The organism is Streptomyces sp. NBC_00663, from assembly GCF_036226885.1.
In the GTDB taxonomy this organism is placed as follows: domain Bacteria; phylum Actinomycetota; class Actinomycetes; order Streptomycetales; family Streptomycetaceae; genus Streptomyces.
In genome coordinates this window covers 2,039,377-2,057,126 of the sequence record NZ_CP109027.1, presented here as the reverse complement: position 1 = coordinate 2,057,126, position 17,750 = coordinate 2,039,377, and the positions used below count along the sequence as shown (strand labels likewise).

General features: G+C 72.4%; 13 protein-coding genes. 8 read left to right on the top strand and 5 right to left on the bottom strand.

Features of this window, described 5'->3' with window-relative positions:
• Nucleotides 1-201: 201 nt before the first annotated feature.
• From rsgA to OG866_RS09320, 3 genes are all read left to right on the top strand, one after another.
• Nucleotides 202-1,314: a ribosome small subunit-dependent GTPase A gene (gene rsgA, locus OG866_RS09330; RefSeq protein ID WP_329333241.1), complete on the top strand. Its 1,113-nt coding sequence runs from the start codon at nt 202-204 to the stop codon at nt 1,312-1,314.
• Nucleotides 1,315-1,464: 150 nt separating this feature from the next.
• Nucleotides 1,465-2,817, top strand: a complete 1,353-nt coding sequence (locus OG866_RS09325; protein ID WP_329344009.1) for a DNA-3-methyladenine glycosylase 2 family protein — start codon at nt 1,465-1,467, stop codon at nt 2,815-2,817.
• Nucleotides 2,814-3,296, top strand: coding sequence for a methylated-DNA--[protein]-cysteine S-methyltransferase (locus tag OG866_RS09320; protein ID WP_329333240.1), 483 nt, complete (start codon nt 2,814-2,816; stop codon nt 3,294-3,296). The genes OG866_RS09325 and OG866_RS09320 overlap by 4 nt, the downstream gene beginning before the upstream one ends.
• Here OG866_RS09320 and OG866_RS09315 read toward each other — a convergent pair.
• The 3 genes from OG866_RS09315 to OG866_RS09305 form a co-directional block, all read right to left on the bottom strand.
• Nucleotides 3,273-3,653, bottom strand: a complete 381-nt coding sequence (locus OG866_RS09315; protein ID WP_329333239.1) for a PPOX class F420-dependent oxidoreductase — start codon at nt 3,651-3,653, stop codon at nt 3,273-3,275. The genes OG866_RS09320 and OG866_RS09315 overlap by 24 nt on opposite strands.
• 119 nt (nt 3,654-3,772) lie before the next feature.
• Nucleotides 3,773-4,255, bottom strand: a complete 483-nt coding sequence (locus OG866_RS09310; RefSeq protein ID WP_329333237.1) for a DUF456 domain-containing protein — start codon at nt 4,253-4,255, stop codon at nt 3,773-3,775.
• A 55-nt stretch (nt 4,256-4,310) separates the two neighbouring features.
• The gene (locus tag OG866_RS09305) at nt 4,311-5,291 is read right to left on the bottom strand and encodes a helix-turn-helix domain-containing protein (protein ID WP_329333235.1); all 981 of its coding nucleotides are present in this window, start codon (nt 5,289-5,291) and stop codon (nt 4,311-4,313) included.
• 237 nt (nt 5,292-5,528) lie between these two features.
• Here OG866_RS09305 and OG866_RS09300 point away from each other — a divergent pair, with 237 nt between their 5' ends.
• The 3 genes from OG866_RS09300 (at nt 5,529) to OG866_RS09290 (ending at nt 12,877) form a co-directional block, all read left to right on the top strand.
• Nucleotides 5,529-9,206: a S8 family peptidase gene (locus OG866_RS09300; protein ID WP_329344007.1), complete on the top strand. Its 3,678-nt coding sequence runs from the start codon at nt 5,529-5,531 to the stop codon at nt 9,204-9,206.
• Nucleotides 9,207-9,358: 152 nt separating this feature from the next.
• A complete protein-coding gene (locus OG866_RS09295) occupies nt 9,359-11,107 on the top strand; it encodes a protein phosphatase 2C domain-containing protein (RefSeq protein ID WP_329333233.1) in 1,749 nt (582 codons plus the stop codon).
• A 27-nt stretch (nt 11,108-11,134) separates the two neighbouring features.
• A complete protein-coding gene (locus tag OG866_RS09290; protein ID WP_329333231.1) occupies nt 11,135-12,877 on the top strand; it encodes a pyruvate dehydrogenase in 1,743 nt (580 codons plus the stop codon).
• Here the strand turns inward: OG866_RS09290 and OG866_RS09285 are convergent.
• Nucleotides 12,874-14,181, bottom strand: coding sequence for a helix-turn-helix domain-containing protein (locus OG866_RS09285; RefSeq protein ID WP_329333229.1), 1,308 nt, complete (start codon nt 14,179-14,181; stop codon nt 12,874-12,876). The two genes, OG866_RS09290 and OG866_RS09285, sit on opposite strands and share 4 nt — an antisense overlap.
• Nucleotides 14,182-14,419: 238 nt before the next feature.
• Between OG866_RS09285 and OG866_RS09280 the strand changes: the two genes are divergently transcribed.
• Both OG866_RS09280 and OG866_RS09275 read left to right on the top strand, forming a co-directional pair.
• The gene (locus OG866_RS09280) at nt 14,420-15,034 is read left to right on the top strand and encodes a hypothetical protein (protein WP_329333228.1); all 615 of its coding nucleotides are present in this window, start codon (nt 14,420-14,422) and stop codon (nt 15,032-15,034) included.
• Nucleotides 15,035-15,891: 857 nt separating this feature from the next.
• Entirely contained in the window at nt 15,892-16,374 is a 483-nt protein-coding gene (locus OG866_RS09275; protein ID WP_329333227.1) for an ATP-binding protein, read from the top strand.
• A gap of 64 nt (nt 16,375-16,438) precedes the next feature.
• Here OG866_RS09275 and OG866_RS09270 read toward each other — a convergent pair whose 3' ends face one another.
• A complete protein-coding gene (locus OG866_RS09270) occupies nt 16,439-17,482 on the bottom strand; it encodes a DUF2637 domain-containing protein (RefSeq protein ID WP_329333226.1) in 1,044 nt (347 codons plus the stop codon).
• Nucleotides 17,483-17,750: the final 268 nt, after the last annotated feature.

The following is a 17,750-nucleotide window of genomic DNA, read 5'->3' as shown; positions in this document are numbered from 1 at the left end:
GACGGGCCCGCGGGGGTCCCGGATACGGTGTGGACGTTCCAGCCGGACGGGCTGGCCGAGTGAGTTTTTCCAAGGAGGTGTCGACCGATGGCTGTCATTGCGATGAGCGCCACCCGCATCCAGATCATCACGTCCACCTCCGTGGCCGCCGGCTGACCTCACTCAACTTCCTTGCCGGGGCCGCCCTGTGAAGGGTCACCCTTGACTTCCTCCAGCTCGTCCCGCTCCACCTCCCCTGTTTTCTCCGCGCTCGCCCCCTACGGCTGGGACGACGCATGGGCGGACGCGTTCGCCCCCTACGAGACCGAAGGACTGCTCGCCGGGCGGGTCGTCCGTGTCGACCGCGGGCAGTGCGACGTCATCACCGCCGACGGGACGCTGCGCGCCGACACCGCCTTCGTCACCCCGCACGACCCGATGCGGGTCGTGTGCACCGGCGACTGGGTCGCCGTCGAACCCGGCGGCAACCCGCGTTACGTACGGACGTATCTGCCGCGCCGTACCGCCTTCGTGCGCTCCACCTCCTCCAAGCGGTCCGAGGGGCAGATCCTCGCCGCCAACGTCGACCACGCCATCGTCGCCGTGTCGCTGGCCGTCGAACTCGACCTCGGCCGCATCGAGCGGTTCCTCGCCCTCGCCTGGGAGAGTGGGGCGCAGCCCGTCGTCGTCCTCACCAAGGCCGACCTCGTCCCGGACGCCGTGACGCTCGCGCATCTCGTCGAGGACGTGGAGGCGACGGCGCCGGGCGTGCCGGTGCTGACCGTCAGCGCGCTCGACGGGGACGGGCTCGACGTCCTCGCGGCGGTCGCCTCCGGCGGTACGTCCGTACTGCTCGGGCAGTCCGGCGCCGGCAAGTCGACCCTCGCGAACGCGCTGGTCGGGACCGAGGTCATGACCGTCCAGGCGGCTCGTGACGTCGACGGGAAGGGGCGGCACACGACCACCACCCGCAACCTGCTCGCGCTGCCGGGCGGGGGTGTCCTCATCGACACGCCCGGGCTTCGGGGCGTCGGGCTCTTCGACGCCGAGATCGGGGTCGGGCAGGTGTTCTCCGAGATCGAGGAGCTCGCCGGTGCGTGCCGGTTCCATGACTGTGCGCACGAGAGTGAGCCGGGGTGCGCGGTGCTGGCCGCGATCGACTCCGGTGAGCTGGGGGAGCGGCGGCTGGACAGCTATCGAAAGCTGATGCGGGAGAACCAGCGGATCGTCGCCAAGACCGATGCGCGGGTCCGTGCGGAGCTTCGGCGGGAGTGGAAGAAGCGGGGGGCCGAGGGGAAGGCCGCGATGGAGGTGAAGCGGGGGCGGTGGGCGTAGCGCCCAAGGGGGTGCCGGGATGTGCTGAGCGGCGGGTGCGGGTGGGCTGTGGTTGACCGCGCAGTTCCCCGCGCCCCTGGGGGCGTCTCCAGCGCCGTGTCCGAAATCCGCCAGCCTCCGTTTCGTCCAGGACGCACACTGGACCGTGTGATGGACGAAGACACCAGGTACGAAGCTGTGCGGAGCCGGGACGGGCGGTTCGACGGGGAGTTCTTCTTCGCCGTCTCCACCACCGGCATCTACTGCCGGCCCAGCTGCCCGGCCGTCACCCCGAGGCGGCGGAACGTGCGGTTCTTCGCGACCGCCGCCGCCGCTCAGGGCTCGGGCTTCCGGGCCTGTCGGCGGTGCCGGCCGGACGCGGTGCCGGGGTCGGCGGAGTGGAACGTGCGGGCCGACGTGGTGGGGCGGGCGATGCGGCTGATCGGCGACGGAGTCGTCGACCGGGAGGGCGTCGCGGGGCTCGCCGGGCGGCTGGGGTACAGCGCCCGGCAGGTCCAGCGGCAGCTCACCGCCGAGCTCGGCGCCGGGCCCGTCGCCCTCGCCCGGGCCCAGCGCTCGCACACCGCACGGGTCCTGCTCCAGACCACCGAGCTGCCGGTCACCCAGATCGCGTTCGCCGCCGGATTCGCCAGTGTGCGGCAGTTCAACGACACGATCCGGACCGTGTACGCCTCCACCCCGAGCGAGCTGCGGGCCGCCGCCCCCGGATCGCGGCGCACGGCCACCCCGGCGGCCGGCGTTCCCCTGCGGCTCGCCTACCGGGGCGTCTACCAGTCCTCCGCCGTCTTCGACGTGCTGGCCGCCGAGGCCGTGCCCGGTGTCGAGGAGGTCAGCGGGACTCCCGGGAGGCGGATCTACCGGCGGACCCTCCGGCTGCCGTACGGCACCGGGATCGTCGCCGTCGACGAGCGGCCCCGGGGCTGGCTCGACGCCCGGCTGCACCTCACCGACCTGCGCGATCTGACCACCGCCGTCGGCCGGCTGCGGCGGCTCCTCGACCTCGACGCCGATCCCTACGCCGTCGACGAGCGGCTCGGCGCCGATCCGAGGCTCGCCCCGCTCGTCGCCGCCCGGCCCGGGCTGCGGTCACCCGGGACGGCCGATCCCGAGGAGCTCGCGGTGCGGGCGCTCGTGGGGACGGAGGAGGCCGAGCGGCTCGTACGCCGGTACGGCAAGGCCCTCGACGCCCCCTGCGGCAGCCTCACCCATCTCTTCCCGGAGGCCGCCGCCCTCGCCCAGGCCGACGGCCCCGTCGCGACCCTCGCCGCCGCCCTCGCCGACGGCGCCCTGCGCCTCGACCCGGGCGCCGACCGCGAGGACGCGCAGGCCGCGCTGCTCGCCCTGCCCGGCATCGACGCCCGTACGGTCGCCGTCATCCGCACCCGCGCCCTGGGCGACCCGGACGTGGCCCCGGCCGGCCTCGACCTCCCCGACAGCTGGCGCCCCTGGCGCTCGTACGCCCTGCAACACCTGCGCACCGCAGGGGAGTTGGAGTCCCGATGACCATCCGCTGGACGACCTTCGAAAGCCCCGTCGGTCCGCTCCTCCTCACCGCCGACCCGGGCGGCGCGCTGACCTCCCTGTCCGTTCCCGGGCAGAAGAACGGACGGGTCGTGCAGGAGAGTTGGCGGCGCGACCCCGGGCCCTTCCGGGACGCCGAGGAGCAGCTCGCCGCCTACTTCGCCGGGGAACTCAAGGAGTTCCGGCTGGAGTTCCACGCCCAGGGCACCGAGTTCCGGGAGCGGGTCTGGGCCGCCCTCGACGACGTTCCTTACGGTGCGACGGTCACCTACGGCGAGATCGCGGCCCGTGCCGGGGCCTCAAGGGCCGCCGTACGGGCCGTCGGCGGGGCGGTCGGCGCCAACCCGCTGCTCATTGTCCGGCCCTGCCATCGGGTGATCGGCGCGAACGGGTCGATGACGGGTTACGCCGGCGGGCTGGAGTGCAAGACCGCGCTGCTAACCGTCGAGGGCGTCCTCTAGACCCCAGCTGTGGATCCGCCGCGGATGGACCCGGATCACCTCCTCGCTGAAATGCGGACCCAACTCATGTCGGCCGACCAGGAGTTCGGCCTCGCCGCGGATGTCGACCCCGCGCACCTTCCAGGGGCGCAGGCTCACGATGTCGTCCACGACGAGGGCGACCTTCGGGTTCCGCTGGAGGTTGCGCCACTTCTTGCTGCGGCCCATCTGGTAGCCGCCGATCAGGATCGTGCCGTCGTCCTGCGGGAAGAAGCCGACCGGGTTCGCCTGCGGCTGCCCCTGGGGATCGACGGTGGCGAGCCGCCCCAGCCGCTGCGACTTCAGATACGCCCGCTCGGCCTCGCTGAATTCGGTCATGCCGCCAGCCAAACACGCCGATCCCGCGCGGCGCATCGGTTCCTCGGCCCAGACGCGACCTAGGGCCGCGGCCCTAGGCGCGACCCCAGTCGATGAGGCCGGGCACCCGAGTCCGCCCCTCAGCCCCAGATCACCGCCCCCAGCCACGCGCCCGCGATCAGCAGGCAGGTGAACAGCTCCGCCAGCACGCTGGAACCGCCCTGCCGCATCACCGTGCGCAGCGCCGCCCGCGCCTCTTTGTGGCGGCCGAGGCGGAGCCGTTCGTACAGGTAGATGCCGCCCATGAAGCCGGGGATCGCGCCCACGACCGGGACCAGGACGAAGCCGAGCAACGCGCCCACCCCGGCGTACACCGCCATCCGGGGGGTCGCGCCGCTCGTGCGCAGCCGGCGCGGGGGCAGCGTCCAGCGCACCACCTGGGACAGGAACAGCACGACGGTGGCCCCCAGCAGCACGCCCCAGGCGAGCGGCCGGGGATCCTTCAGCGCCCACCACAGGACCGCGGCCCACACCAGCCACGACCCCGGCACCCCGGGCACCAGTACTCCGCACAGGCCGAGCAGCAGAACCAGGCCGACCAGCACGAGGTCCCACACTCCCATCTGTCCAGGGTGCCGGACAACGGGAGACGCCGCAGGTCAGGGAGGTGCCCTCAGCTCACTTCCGGGCCACCCAGCCCCTCTCGTACGCATGCCAGCCCAGCTGTAGCCGGGTCGTCACCCCCGCCAGTTCCATCAGCCGCTTCACCCGGCGCTGCACGGTCCGCAGCCCCAGGTCCAGCTGTTTGGCCACGCTCGCGTCGGTCATCCCGGCGAGCAGGAGGGACAGCACCTCCAGGTCCGTCCCGTCGGGGGCGTCGGCCTCCTCCTCCGTCACCCCGGCGGCGCCCAGGCGCAGCGGCAGCGCCTCCCGCCACACCGACTCGAACAGTCCCGACAGCAGCTCCAGCAGCCCGCTCGCGTGCACCACCAGCGCGGCCGGTTCCGCCGAGTGCGAGGTCAGCGGTACAAGGGCCTGGCAGCGGTCGGCGACCACCAGCTTCGTCGGCACCCGGTCCACCACCCGTACCTCCTCGTCCCGGCCCAGCGCTGCGGACAGCTCGCCGATGCCGTCCGGCAGATCCAGGACCGACCGCTCGACGACCACCCGGTAGCGCACCCCGCGCCCGGCCGCCTGCTCCTCGGCGTCGTTGTCCCCGCCGGAGACCACGGCCGGGTCGCCGGTGACCAGGGCGCACACCTCCTCGGTCGCCGCCAGCTGCAACTGGAGGAACCTCTGCGCCACCGCCCCCGCGCCGATCACCACCTCGACCAGATCGTGCACGGCCGGTTCGGCCGCCGCCGCCCGGTACTCCTCCGCGAGCAGCGCCGCCGCAAGCTCCGCCTTGTCCAGCTCGTGCCGCTGCTGGGTGAGCAGCGCGCCCAGCGCCACGCCCGGGGGAGCGGCGACCCAGCGGCCGGGCCGGGCGGAGGACTGGGCCGCGAGTCCGTGCCGTTCCAGGCGGCGCAGGGCCCGCTCGGTGTCGTGCTCCGCGAGCGTCAGCCGCCGCGCGAGATCGGGCACGTCGGCCGCGCCCACGGACACCAGCGCCCGGTACGCCGACTCGTGTGTCTCGTCCAGCCCCAGCACACCCAGCATCAACGCCCCTCCCGAGCGGCCTCAAGGGCGCCGTGGCGGGAACCGGCCACGGCGCAAACCCGCCTCGGCACATCATCGCCGCACCACCCGCCCCTCTGCCATCGTGGCGCCACCGCAGCATCAACCACCGTCCGCAATGCCCGACTTGGGCCTCTTCGGCCTGCGCGTTTCGCGTACGCGGGCATGCGGCGACACGGCAGGAGAGCGATCTTGGCGAGAGCGATACGCCGTACGGCCATGGGGGCGGCGACCGCCGTCGTGCTGGCCGTCACGACCGCCGCGCCCACGCACGCGGCCGGGGACCCGGGCCCGTCGAGCACACTGACCGGCAGCCGGGCCACCCCCGGCTCCGGCGCCGTCGTCACCCTCGTCACCGGCGACCGGGTCCTCGTCACCGAGGACGGGGCGCTCGCCCTGCCCGGCGAGGACGGCACGACCCCCTTCACCCAGACCCGCCAGGACGGCGACGACCTGTACGTCTACCCCGAGGGCGCGACCGAGGCGCTGGCCGCCGGACGCGTGGACGAGGAGCTGTTCAACGTCACCGGCCTGGTCCGGCAGGGCTACGACGACGCCCACACCGACACGCTGCCGCTGATCGCGACGTACGACCGCGCCGTCACCGCCCGCAGCGTCCCGAAGACCCCGCGCGGCGCCGCCCGCGACCGTGTGCTCGCTTCGATCGACGGGGTGGCGCTGGACGCGGACAAGGAGAAGGCCGACGCCTTCTGGGACGACGTCAACCAGGGTTCGCTCAAGAAGCTGTGGCTGGACGCCAAGGTGTCGGCCACCCTCGACCGGTCGACCAGGCAGGTCCACGCCCCGGAGGCCTGGGCCGCCGGCTACGACGGCAAGGGCACCAAGGTCGCCGTCCTGGACACCGGGGCCGACGCCGACCACCCCGACCTGAAGGGCCGGATCAGCGCGGCGAAGAACTTCACCGACTCCGCCGACGCCGACGACCACCAGGGCCACGGCACCCACACCACCTCCACCGTCGGCGGCACGGGCGCCGCGAGCGACGGCAGGAAGAAGGGCGTGGCCCCCGGCGCCGAACTCCTCAACGGCAAGGTCCTCAACGACGGCGGCTACGGCGAGACTTCGTGGATCATCGCCGGTATGCAGTGGGCCGTCGACCAGGGCGCCGACGTGGTCTCCATGAGCCTCGGCAACCCGGAGCGGACCGACTGCACCGACCCCATGGCCCAGGCCACCGAGGAACTGGCCCGCTCCAGCACGAACACCCTCTTCGTCATCGCGGCCGGCAACTCCGGCCCCGGCAACAACACGGTCTCCTCGCCCGGTTGTGCCCCGAGCGTCCTCACCGTCGGCGCCGTCGACCGCGACGACTCCACGGCGAACTTCTCCAGCCGCGGCCCGGCGTACGGCTCCCACTCCCTCAAGCCCGAGATCACCGCCCCGGGCGTCGCCATCTCCGCTGCCAACGCGGGCGGGCGGGGTGTGTACGCCTACCAGTCCATGAGCGGTACGTCGATGGCGACCCCGCATGTCGCGGGCGCCGCCGCCCTCGTCAAGCAGGCCCACCCCGACTGGAGCGCCGCCCGGATCAAGGCGGCCCTGGTCTCCTCGGCCGACGCCGGCATCCCCGGCGACGTGCGGGAGACCGGCGGCGGCCGCCTCGACGTCAAGGCGGCCGTCGACCAGACGGTCCTCGGCGCGCCCGCCGTCCAGGCCGGCACCTACAACTGGCCGCAGGACGCGACCGACCGCGCGACGGTCTCCGTGCCGTACACCAACACCACAGACAGGGCGGTGGAGTTGAAGCTGTCGGTGGCGGGGGTCACCGGCAACGACGGCTCCACCGTCCGCTCACCCGTGGCCCACCTGGGCGCCGCGTCGGTCACCGTCCCCGCCGGAAAGACGGTCGAGGTCCCGCTGCGCATCGACCCGACGGCCACGCTCAGGCGCGCCCAGTACGGCGACATCACCGGCCGCGTTCTCGCGAAGGCCGACGGCGTCACCGTCTCCACCCCCTTCTCCCTCTACGTCCAGCCCGAGACCGTCACCCTGCGCGTCAAGCTCATCGACCGCCTCGGCAACCCCGCCACCGGCGCCTCCTCCGTCGACGTCATCGGCACCGACGACGCCACCGGCGAACGCCGGTTCAACGACGGCGCCGGCGACCAGACGTACGCGATCCGCCCCGGCGGCTACTTCATCTCCAGCTTCATCACCACCCCCGAGACCGAGGGCACGCTCTACAACTCCCTCTCCTACCTGGCCCGTCCGCAGCTGGAGATCCGCGGGGACACCACGGTCGTCCTGGATGCCCGCAAGGCCCACCGCCTCAGCGTCCGGACGGACCAGCCGACCGAACTCCGGGGCGCCACGCTCGGTTTCGCCCGCTCGTGGGACGACACCTGGCTGCACGGCGGCACCGCGGCGGGCGGCCGTTCCCTGCGCGGCTACTACGCCTCCGTCAGCGGCAAGGCCACCGACGGCACCTTCGAGTTCGACAGCTTCTGGCGCGCGGCGGCCCCGCAGATCACCGAACTCGCCGTCGTGGGCGGGCTGAAGCTCCACCCGGTGACCGCCTCCAGCAGCTCCGTCAACCTCGACGGCAAGGGCCGGGCACCGCTCTACGACGCCAAGTCCGGTACGGAGGAAGAGCTTTCGGGCGCGAAGGGCAGCATCGCACTCGTCAGGCTGCCGGACAGCGGCAACGCGTATCAGATCGCCAACCGCGCGAAGGCGGCCGGCGCGGTCGCCGTCCTCGGCTACCGCGAGGCACCGGGCCGCTGGTACCCGTCGGCCGGTTTCACCGGCGGGACGCTGCCGATCCTCGGCATCCCGACGGAGGAGGCACAGGCGCTCCTCGCGGCCGGGAGCGACGCGACCCTGCGCTGGACGGCCACGGCGAGGAGCCCGTACCTCTACAACCTCGCCCACCCGGAGACGGGACAGATCCGGAGCGAGCGCGTCTACCGCGCCCGTGACAAGGACTTGGCGGCGACGAGGGCGACGTACAAGTCGATGTCGGGCGGTGCCACCGACCACATCGACCTCCAGACGATGACCCGCCCGAACGGGCTGTCCGGCTTCTTCGGCGACATCGAGACCGTCCCCGCGCCCTTCACCCGCACCGAGTACCTCACCCCAGGCACGACCGGCTGGGGGCACCAGCTGTCCAGCAGCTTCCCGTGGGGTGAGTTCATGATCGACCCGGTGCGGACGTACGAGAAGGGCGAGCGTCGTCAGGAGGAGTGGTACGGCGGTGTCCTCGCGCCGACCGGCCCCGTCGACGACACCGGCGGCGAGGCGCTGGCCGCGGAACGCCAGGGCAACCTCATCGGCGTCGCCCCCGCGTTCTACGGCGATGGCCAACACGTGGGCGTCCAGGGCAGCTTCGGTGACCTGGGCGGCATGTCGCTCAAGCGGAACGGCGAGACCATCGGCGACAGCCCTTACCCGTTCGGGGTGTTCACGGTGCCGGAGGGGGAGTCGTCGTACGAACTCACCCTGAACACGGCCAAGTTCGGCCAGCCGGCCCGCGTCTGGAACAGGACGACGCAGACGACCACCACGTGGTCCTTCCGCTCGGCACTCGACGAGAGCGCCGCTTCTCAGGGCATCCCGCTCCTGTTCCCGCACTACGCCCTTCCCGAGGACGGCCTCAAGACGCTCCCCGCGAAGGACGGGCAGCGCATCACCCTCACGGCGACCGGCCACGCCGGCTACCACCCGGGCGTGTTGACCGCGGTGAAGCTCGCCTACTCCTACGACGGCGGCGAGACCTGGACGCAGGCGCGGACCGAGCGGCGGGACGGCGTGTGGTCGGCGCTGGTCGACCACAGCTCCGCGACAGGCAAGCAGGTCACACTCAGGGCCGACCTGACCGACGCCAACGGCAACTCGGTCGCCCAGATCGTGACCCGGGCCTACGACGTGCGCTAGCGCGTCAGGGGGTCAAGGGCGCAGGTCACCCGGACGTCGCCGGGCGGTTCTCCCGTGGGGGGTGGGACCGCCCGGCGACCTTGTTTCGCACGACCTGCTGATTTTCCGGTTGCCCCGTTTTCATCCGGCCCGAGCGGTGGACAATTAGGGGCATGAGCCATCAGGGGGGAAGGCCCACCGGCCACGAGGACGACTGGTGGGCACAGCTGTACGACGACAAGACACCGGACGCGGGGCCCACGTCGGCCCCCGACTCGCTGGACGACAGATTCGAGTCGGCGGCGGGCACGGTGAACGGGGACGCGGAGGGACCCGACATCCCCGCGCAGCCCACAGGCAGCCGCGCCGCCGGGGCGGAGCCACAGCCCACGGACAGTCGCGCTGCCGGGGCGGAGCCGCAGCCCACGGACAGTCGCGCTGTCGGGGCGGAACCACAGCCCACGGACAGTCGCGCTGTCGGGGCGGAGCCCACCCCGGCAGCCGACCCCGGATCGCCACCGCCGCCGCCGCAATCGCCGGGGCCGTCGCCACTGCCACCGCAAGCGCCGCCGTCTTCGCCAGCGCCGCAGCCATCGCCACTGTCACCGGAGACGCCGCCGTCTTCGCCAGCGCCGCCGCAATCGCCACCGCCGCCGCAGCAATCGCCGCCGCCGTCGCCACTGTCACCGGAGGCGCCGCCGCAATCGCCACCGCCACTGCCACCGCAAGCGCCGCAGCAATCGCAGGCGCCGCCGCAAGCGCCGCCGTCACCCCAAGCGCCGCCGCCGTTGCGGGCAGTCGTGCCGCAGGGCGGCACGGGTGGGCGCGGCGGCACCCCGCCGGCGCGGGCGAGCGAGACCCACCCCCCGGCACCGACGCCGGACGACCCAGGAGCCCCGCCCACCGAAACCCCCGTCCGCACCGCAACCCGCCTGGACCTCCCCACCCTCCCCCCACCCCCCGTCACCTACCTGGGCTCAGGCCCGCCCACCTACGAAGCCGAACCCACCGCCCTCCCACCCGCGGACCCCGACGACCTGGACGACCTCGTCGCCGACACCGTCCTCGACGGTGCCCACTACGGCTCCTGCACCCTCCGCGCCGCCTCCGTCCGCGGCGACTCCGCCCGCTTCCGCGGCGAACCCCGCCGTGACTCCCTCCTCACCGCCCGCTTCGGCACCGGCGACCACGCTCTGGTCCTCGTCGCGATGGCGACCGGCGCCCGCGCCACCCCCGGCGCCCACCGAGCCGCCGCCGAGGCCTGCCACTGGATCGGCCGTGCGGTCGGCCGCAGTCACGCCCGTCTCGCGGAGGACCTCAGGGCCGCCCGCCGCGGCGACCTCAAATCAGGGCTGCACCGGCTCACCGACCGCAGCCTCGGCAAACTCCGCGCCAGCGCCGCCGAGCAGGGCATCGACCCGGAGGAGTACTCCGCGACCCTGCGCTGTCTGCTCCTGCCCGCCGACACCGACTGCCGTACCCGTGTCTTCTTCGGCGTGGGCGCGGGTGGCCTGTTCCGGCTGAGGGACGGCGAGTGGCAGGACATCGAACCGCGCGTCGTGGACGTGACCGGCGAACCGGTGATCGGCTTCGGCTCGCTGCCCTCCGAGACCCCCGAGGGCGACCGCCTCACCATGGACCTCGGCATCCCCACCCCGCCGAGCCCCTACGAGCCCGCCCCCGAGCCACCCCGTGAACCGTTCCGCTTCCGCGCCTCGGTAGCCCGCCCGGGTGACACGCTGCTGATGTGCAGCGGCGGCCTCGCGGAGCCCCTGCGCGGTGAGCCGGAGCTGTGCGAGTACCTCACGGGACGCTGGGCAGGACCCACCCCGCCGGGCCTCGCCGCGTTCCTCGCCGACACCCAGGTCCGGGTGAAGGGCTACGCCGACGACCGTACGGCCGCCGCCGTGTGGGAGGCGTAACCGCGGGGGGTGTGGATACATGGACTCATGGCCAAGCAGAACGTCGCCGAACAGTTCGTAGACATCCTCGTCCGCGCCGGTGTGAAGCGCCTCTACGGCGTCGTCGGCGACAGCCTGAACCCGGTCGTCGACGCCGTGCGCCGCAACGCGGGCATCGACTGGGTGCACGTTCGGCACGAGGAGACCGCCGCCTTCGCCGCGGGCGCCGAGGCCCAGATCACCGGCCGACTCACCGCCTGTGCCGGTTCCTGCGGCCCGGGGAACCTGCACCTCATCAACGGTCTCTACGACGCCCACCGCTCCATGGCGCCCGTCCTCGCCCTCGCGTCCCAGATCCCGTCCAGCGAGATCGGCCTGGGCTACTTCCAGGAGACCCACCCCGACCAGCTGTTCCGTGAGTGCAGCCACTACAGCGAGCTGATCTCCAGCCCGAAGCAGATGCCGAGGCTGTTGCAGACGGCGATCCAGCACGCGGTCGGCCGCAGCGGCGTCAGCGTGGTGTCCCTCCCGGGTGACATCGCCGACGACCCCGCCCCGGACAAGCCGCTGGAGACGGCTCTCGTCACCACCCGGCCCACGGTCCGTCCCGGCGACACCGAGATCGACAAGCTCGTCGAGATGATCGACAAGGCCGGCCGGGTCACCCTCTTCTGCGGCAGCGGCACGGCCGGCGCGCACGCCGAGGTCATGGAGTTCGCCGGGAAGATCAAGTCCCCGGTGGGACACGCCCTGCGGGGCAAGGAGTGGATCCAGTACGACAATCCGTACGACGTCGGCATGAGCGGTCTGCTCGGCTACGGCGCCGCCTACGAGGCCACCCACGAGTGCGATCTGCTGATCCTGCTCGGCACCGACTTCCCGTACAACGCGTTCCTGCCCGACGACGTCAAGATCGCCCAGGTCGATGTCCGCCCCGAGCACCTGGGCCGCCGCTCCAAGCTCGACCTCGCGGTGTGGGGCGATGTGAAGGAGACCCTGCGGTGTCTGACCCCGCGGGTGAAGGAGAAGCAGAACCGACGCTTCCTCGACAAGATGCTCAAGAAGCACGCCGACGCTCTGGAAGGCGTGGTCAAGGCCTACACCCGCAAGGTCGAGAAGCACGTCCCGATCCACCCCGAGTACGTGGCCTCCGTCCTCGATGAACTCGCCGACGACGACGCCGTGTTCACGGTCGACACCGGCATGTGCAATGTCTGGGCCGCCCGCTACATCTCACCGAACGGCCGCCGCCGCATCATCGGCTCCTTCTCGCACGGCTCCATGGCCAACGCGCTGCCGATGGCGATCGGCGCCCAGTTCACCGACCGCAAGCGCCAGGTCGTGTCGATGTCCGGCGACGGCGGGTTCTCCATGCTGATGGGCGACTTCCTGACCCTGGTGCAGTACGACCTTCCCGTGAAGGTCGTACTCTTCAACAACTCCTCCCTGTCCATGGTCGAGTTGGAGATGCTGGTCGCCGGACTCCCGTCGTACGGCACCACGAACACGAACCCCGACTTCGCCGCCGTCGCCCGCGCCTGCGGTGCCTACGGTGTCCGCGTCGAGAAGCCCAAGCAGCTCGCCGGGGCGTTGAAGGACGCCTTCAAACACAAGGGCCCGGCCCTCGTCGACGTCGTCACCGACCCCAACGCCCTCTCCATCCCACCGAAGGTCAGCACCGAGATGGTCACCGGCTTCGCCCTCTCCGCCTCGAAGATCGTGCTCGACGGCGGCGTGGGCCGCATGCTCCAGATGGCCCGCTCCAACCTGCGCAACGTGCCCCGGCCCTAGTCTTCCGAGACCCACTTCCGGTTCGAGTAGTCGTACGAGTACTGCGGCAGCTTCTTGTAGCCCGTCGTGCGGAACGGGGTGCCGTGGTCGTCGATGCGGGCGGTGCCGGTGCGGCCCTGGGAGGACCAGTCCAGTTCGAGGTACCAGCCGCAGTCGCAGGTGACGGTCCGCGCGGTGACCAGCAGGATCTCGGGGTCCTCGGCGGAGACGCGGTAGGGCATCCGGATCGCCGGGATCTCGTTCTCGCCGTCGTTGCCGGCCTCCGAGCGGGCGATCGGCCGGTCCGCGTCGAGGTCGACGGAGAACTGTCGCGGCGTGAGCGCGCCGCCGCAGCCGTTGTCCATGGCGTACGAGTTGCCCTGGGCCGGGGCCGAACGTCCGACCACCCGCACGCGGAGCGCCTCCAGGACCACGGCCGTGGAACTCCGCCCCTGCACGGAGACCTGCACCATCGTCTCGCCGCCGTGCAGCGCGCCCTGTGCCGCCGCCCAGGTCGCGGCGTCCTGCGCGACCGGCGGCGGTGGCACCTGCGCCGACGGCTTGTCGATGACGTAGTGATGGCCGCAGCCCGCGTTCCAGACATGGGAGTTGACGGTCCAGGACAGCGGCACCGCGGCCCCCGGGGCGGCGCCGCCGGTGGGGCTGCCGCCGCCCTTGGCGGACGTGCCGGGACGCGGCCGGCCCGTGCCGGAGCCGGACGGCGACGGGGTCCCCCGGCTCGGGGAGGCGGACGCACTCGGCTTCTTCCTGGACGAGGTGGGGCCGGGTGACGCGGGGGCGGCCGAGGTGGACAGGGCCGGATCGGTGGGGCGCACGGAGTCGGCCGCGGAGGAGCGGTCGTCCGACAGGGCGGACAGACTGCCGAGCGTGGCGATCAGCGCGACCGCCACGGCCGACGCCACGAGGACCCGCCGTCGGCGGTACCAGGGGCGGGGCGGCTCGGGGGCCCGGACGACGGTGACCGGATCGGCCTCGTTCGCCTCGACGGCCGGTTCGACCGGGGGCGCCGTCGGCGTCGGCGTGGGCTCCTGCGGACGCGTTCGCTGCCGTGCCGCCACCGCGAGCAGCCAGCGCCGGTGGAGTTCGTGCCGTTCCTCCGGCGTCGCCCCGCACAGCGCCGCGAACCGCTCCACGGGGGCGAAGTCCAGCGGGACCGTCTCCCCGGCGCAGTAGCGGTGCAGCGTCGAGGTGTTCATGGCCAGCCGGCGGGCCAACTGCCCGTAGCTGCGGTCCGTGCGTTCCTTCAGCCGCGTGAGCAGCGCCGCGAACGCCGCCACCGAGGCTGCGTCCTCCTGTTCCGACACCGTTGTCCCGCCCCCCGTCGCTTGTCCCAGGCACTCACATACCTGCACGTCACATGGCCTGGGATGGTTCCACCGGCACACAACGGCCGTCAGCTGTTGCGCCGGACGCCTGTGACCGCTGATGCTCTTGGTGTCGCACCGAGCGGGACGGACCGACCAACCACCCCGGAGCGACACGCTACTTACTCGCACGCATGTCCACATGCTTCTCGCACTCACTCGTACACGGGGGACACCCATGCCCATGCGCACCCGAGCCGGCGCGCTCCTCGCCGTCGCCGCCACCGGACTCGCCCTCGGCGCGACGCTCGCCTCACCCGCGGACGCCGCTCCGAAGCCCGCTCCGAAGTTCCTGGCGGCGTCCGAGCTGCCGCCGCACCCCTCGTCCTCCTGGACGGCCGGCAAGGTCACCGACGGCGTCCCGGACAACCTGTTGTCCTGCCTCCGGGAGACGCTGCCCGGCTACGACTCCCGGTACCGCGCCTTCCGCACCGACCTCGACACCGGTGCCCTGCAACTGACGATCGTCGTCGGCGACAACGGCAAGGCCAAGGCCCTCGCCACCCGCCTGAACAAGGACATCAGGACCTGCGCCACGCAGTTGGAGCAGGCCGACCCGGAGATCGAGGCCACACACCGGAACTACGGCGCGCTGCCGGTCGAGGAGGGCGCCCGCGTGCACGGTCTGCACATCGAGGGCTCCTGGGGCTCCTCCGACATCCATCTGCTCTCCGTCGGCCGGGACGGCGGAACCGTCACCGTCGTGGAGTGGGCACAGCTGGGCGACTTCGCCGACGCACCGGTGAAGGCGTTCCGCAAGACGACGACCAAGGCCGTCGACAAGCTCTACTGAGGCCGACCGCTTCACCGAGGCCAACCGAAAGAAGCGGAGCCGCCCTCTCGCCACGGGGGTCGGGAGGGCGGCCTCCGCGGCAAGCCCGGTGCGGGGCGGGCGAATTCAGGCCAGTTTCAACGCCGGGTAAAACAGCAGCCGGAGCGGCCTGACGGGTTCTGTCCGCGGGTGCGTGTCCCCGGCCGGGTACGGCCGCCCGGGCAGACGCGCATGGGCAGTTCGTCCGAGGCCCGCCGGTCAGGGTGTCTCCCGCGTGCGTAGGCCCGAAGCCCCGCCGGACCGCCGGGTCGGCCGGCCGCGACCAAGGCCGGATGCACGGCCCCGGCCGCGCTCACCGTCGGGCGCCGGTTCCGCACGGTACGTCGTCGAGCCGGACGCCTACCGTGTCGTAGAACGATGTCCGTACCGGGAACCCGGGCCGGCCCCGGTGTCCCGTCCGTCCCGCGGCAGGCACCGGACTCTGTGCCGGCGCCAACCGGAACGGCCCCGTCGACCAGCCCTTTCCCCGCCACCCGCCGCCCGCGCAGGCCCTCGCCCCGGCCCGCGGCCCGCGCGGCACATGCCAACCGGGGGAACCACCGGCACGCCCGCCCCGCGCCGGCCCCCGTGCACGGCCCCTCCCGGCACCCGCCCCGGCCCCGTCGCCACCGCGGTCCGGACGTGCCGCACGGCCCCTCGAAGCCGGATCGAAAGGCGGTGCAGCGGGTGCTGAGCGGTGGGTGTCGAAGCCGTGAACCGTGGCCGAACACCTGGTCGTTGACGATTCGACATGACTGCGGCGTGAACGACGGGGGCATGGATCCCCGTGAACGTGTTCGAGCAGGAGGGGAACCGACATCGGCACGCGGGCGGGGGTCATGAAGAGGCAGGCACGAGGAGGCGGTCCCACGGCGATCGGGGCCTTCTCGGTGGAGACGGTGGAGGACAGGGCCGTGAGCGTCGGAGAACCGGCGCCGGCCGTATCGCTACGGCGCAGACTCGGGCGGGCGGATCTGCGGGCGGTACCTGAAGTACGCCGCGCACTGCGCGAGTTGCTGGGGCCATGGGGGAGGCCCGGACGATCGGAGATAGCGGAGCTGCTCACGAGTGAACTCGTCACCAACGCACTCGTCCACACCGACCACGACGCGGTCCTGACGGCCACCGTCGGACCCCGTGGACTACGGGTGGAGGTACGGGACTTCGTGGCTCGCAGGCCCAGACTGCGCGTACCGAACGCCGACGACGGTACGCACGGCCGGGGCCTGTTCCTCGTCCAGTCCCTCGCCGACGCGTGGGGCGTACGGGCGCACGGGGTGGGGAAGGCGGTGTGGTTCGAACTCGACGCGGGCGCCGCGTGACCGACACGACGCGAGGGGGGTACGGCCACCCGGCCGTACCCCCCTCGCGTGGTTCCCGAAGGCCTTAACCGAACTGCTGCTCAAGGTCCTTGAGCTTGCGCTCCAGGGAGTCGAGCCGCGGCAGGGCCATGGTGTCGTCCTCCGCGGTGAGGTCGACGGTGATCGGCTCAGTGCCTTGACGGACCGGCTGAAGGGACGGACGCGAGCGCACGGGCAGCTGTTCCGGCGTCGTAGATATGGCAGGCTCCGCGGTGGCTCGGTCGCCGCCCCGCTCCAGGGCCTGGGTCTCGACCTGCCGGCCGCCGCCGCGGCCGATGAATCCGCGGTGCCCCCGGCTGATGGCCTTGAGCTGGGCCCGCTCCAGACGGTCCGCCTCGCGGCGGCGCAGCCGGTTCGTCTCCTTCTGGCGCTGGTCCTCGCGGACCTCGTCGACCGCCTCATCGAGGCTGCGCACGTTCTCCAGGAGCATGAGCGACCAGGCCTTGTACGTCTCACGCGGCGCCCGCAGCCAGCGGACCACGCGGATCTGCGGCAGCGGACGGGGCACCAGGCCCTGCTCGCGCAGCGCCGCCCGGCGGGTCTGCTTCAGCGCGCGGTCGAACAGGACGGCCGCGGAAAGGGACATGCCGGAGAAGAACTGCGGCGCGCCGTCGTGGCCCAGGCCCCTGGGCGCGTGCACCCAGTTGAACCAGGCCGCGGCACCCGCGAACGTCCACACCAGTATCCGGGAGCCGAGCGCCGCGTCACCGTGGCTGGCCTCACGCACCGCGAGCACCGAGCAGAACATCGCCGCGCCGTCCAGGCCGAAGGGGACCAGGTACTCCCAGCCGCCGGACAGGTTCAGGTTCTGCTGGCCGAAGCCGACCAGGCCATGGAAGGAGAGGGCGGCGGCGACCGCCGCACAGCAGAAGAGGAGGACATAGGAGGCGGTGCCGTATATGGCTTCCTTGCGCCTGCGGCGCTCCTCGCTGCGCTCCCACGAGTCGTCCTTAGCGTGCTCCCCGCTGGACCGCTTGCTCCGCGCCAGCACCGCCATCGCCGCCAACATGCCCAGGAGCAGTACGGCGCCCGGAAGCAGCCAGTTCAGCGATATGTCGGTCAGTCTCATCTGGGGTCCCTTGCATTGGGATAGGGCGTAACGCCCGCCATAGTGGCCCAATCCCACCGGCCCTCAGGGGGTTTCGGGGCAAGAGGCCGCCAAGGAGGTGCAAGGGATTGCCCAGGGCGGCGTTCTGCTCGAACTGCCGCGTGAGGGGCGGGAGTTGAGTTCGAATAAGACTACCCGTACGGGTGGTTCCACGGAAAGTTCCTGCGGCAGGTGAGGAAATTGTGAATCCCCTGTAACCGGCCGGGAGTCGTACGGGAGTCCTGTTCAC

Excerpts from the sequence above, each read along its gene's own strand:
- OG866_RS09325 (WP_329344009.1), top strand. The coding sequence starts at position 1,465 with ATGGACGAAGACACCAGGTACGAAGCTGTGCGGAGCCGGGACGGGCGG.
- OG866_RS09310 (WP_329333237.1), bottom strand. The coding sequence starts at position 4,255 with ATGGGAGTGTGGGACCTCGTGCTGGTCGGCCTGGTTCTGCTGCTCGGC.
- OG866_RS09315 (WP_329333239.1), bottom strand. The coding sequence starts at position 3,653 with ATGACCGAATTCAGCGAGGCCGAGCGGGCGTATCTGAAGTCGCAGCGG.
- OG866_RS09275 (WP_329333227.1), top strand. The coding sequence starts at position 15,892 with ATGAAGAGGCAGGCACGAGGAGGCGGTCCCACGGCGATCGGGGCCTTC.
- OG866_RS09270 (WP_329333226.1), bottom strand. The coding sequence starts at position 17,482 with ATGAGACTGACCGACATATCGCTGAACTGGCTGCTTCCGGGCGCCGTA.
- OG866_RS09300 (WP_329344007.1), top strand. The coding sequence starts at position 5,529 with ATGGGGGCGGCGACCGCCGTCGTGCTGGCCGTCACGACCGCCGCGCCC.
- OG866_RS09305 (WP_329333235.1), bottom strand. The coding sequence starts at position 5,291 with ATGCTGGGTGTGCTGGGGCTGGACGAGACACACGAGTCGGCGTACCGG.
- OG866_RS09320 (WP_329333240.1), top strand. The coding sequence starts at position 2,814 with ATGACCATCCGCTGGACGACCTTCGAAAGCCCCGTCGGTCCGCTCCTC.
- OG866_RS09295 (WP_329333233.1), top strand. The coding sequence starts at position 9,359 with ATGAGCCATCAGGGGGGAAGGCCCACCGGCCACGAGGACGACTGGTGG.
- OG866_RS09280 (WP_329333228.1), top strand. The coding sequence starts at position 14,420 with ATGCCCATGCGCACCCGAGCCGGCGCGCTCCTCGCCGTCGCCGCCACC.
- OG866_RS09290 (WP_329333231.1), top strand. The coding sequence starts at position 11,135 with ATGGCCAAGCAGAACGTCGCCGAACAGTTCGTAGACATCCTCGTCCGC.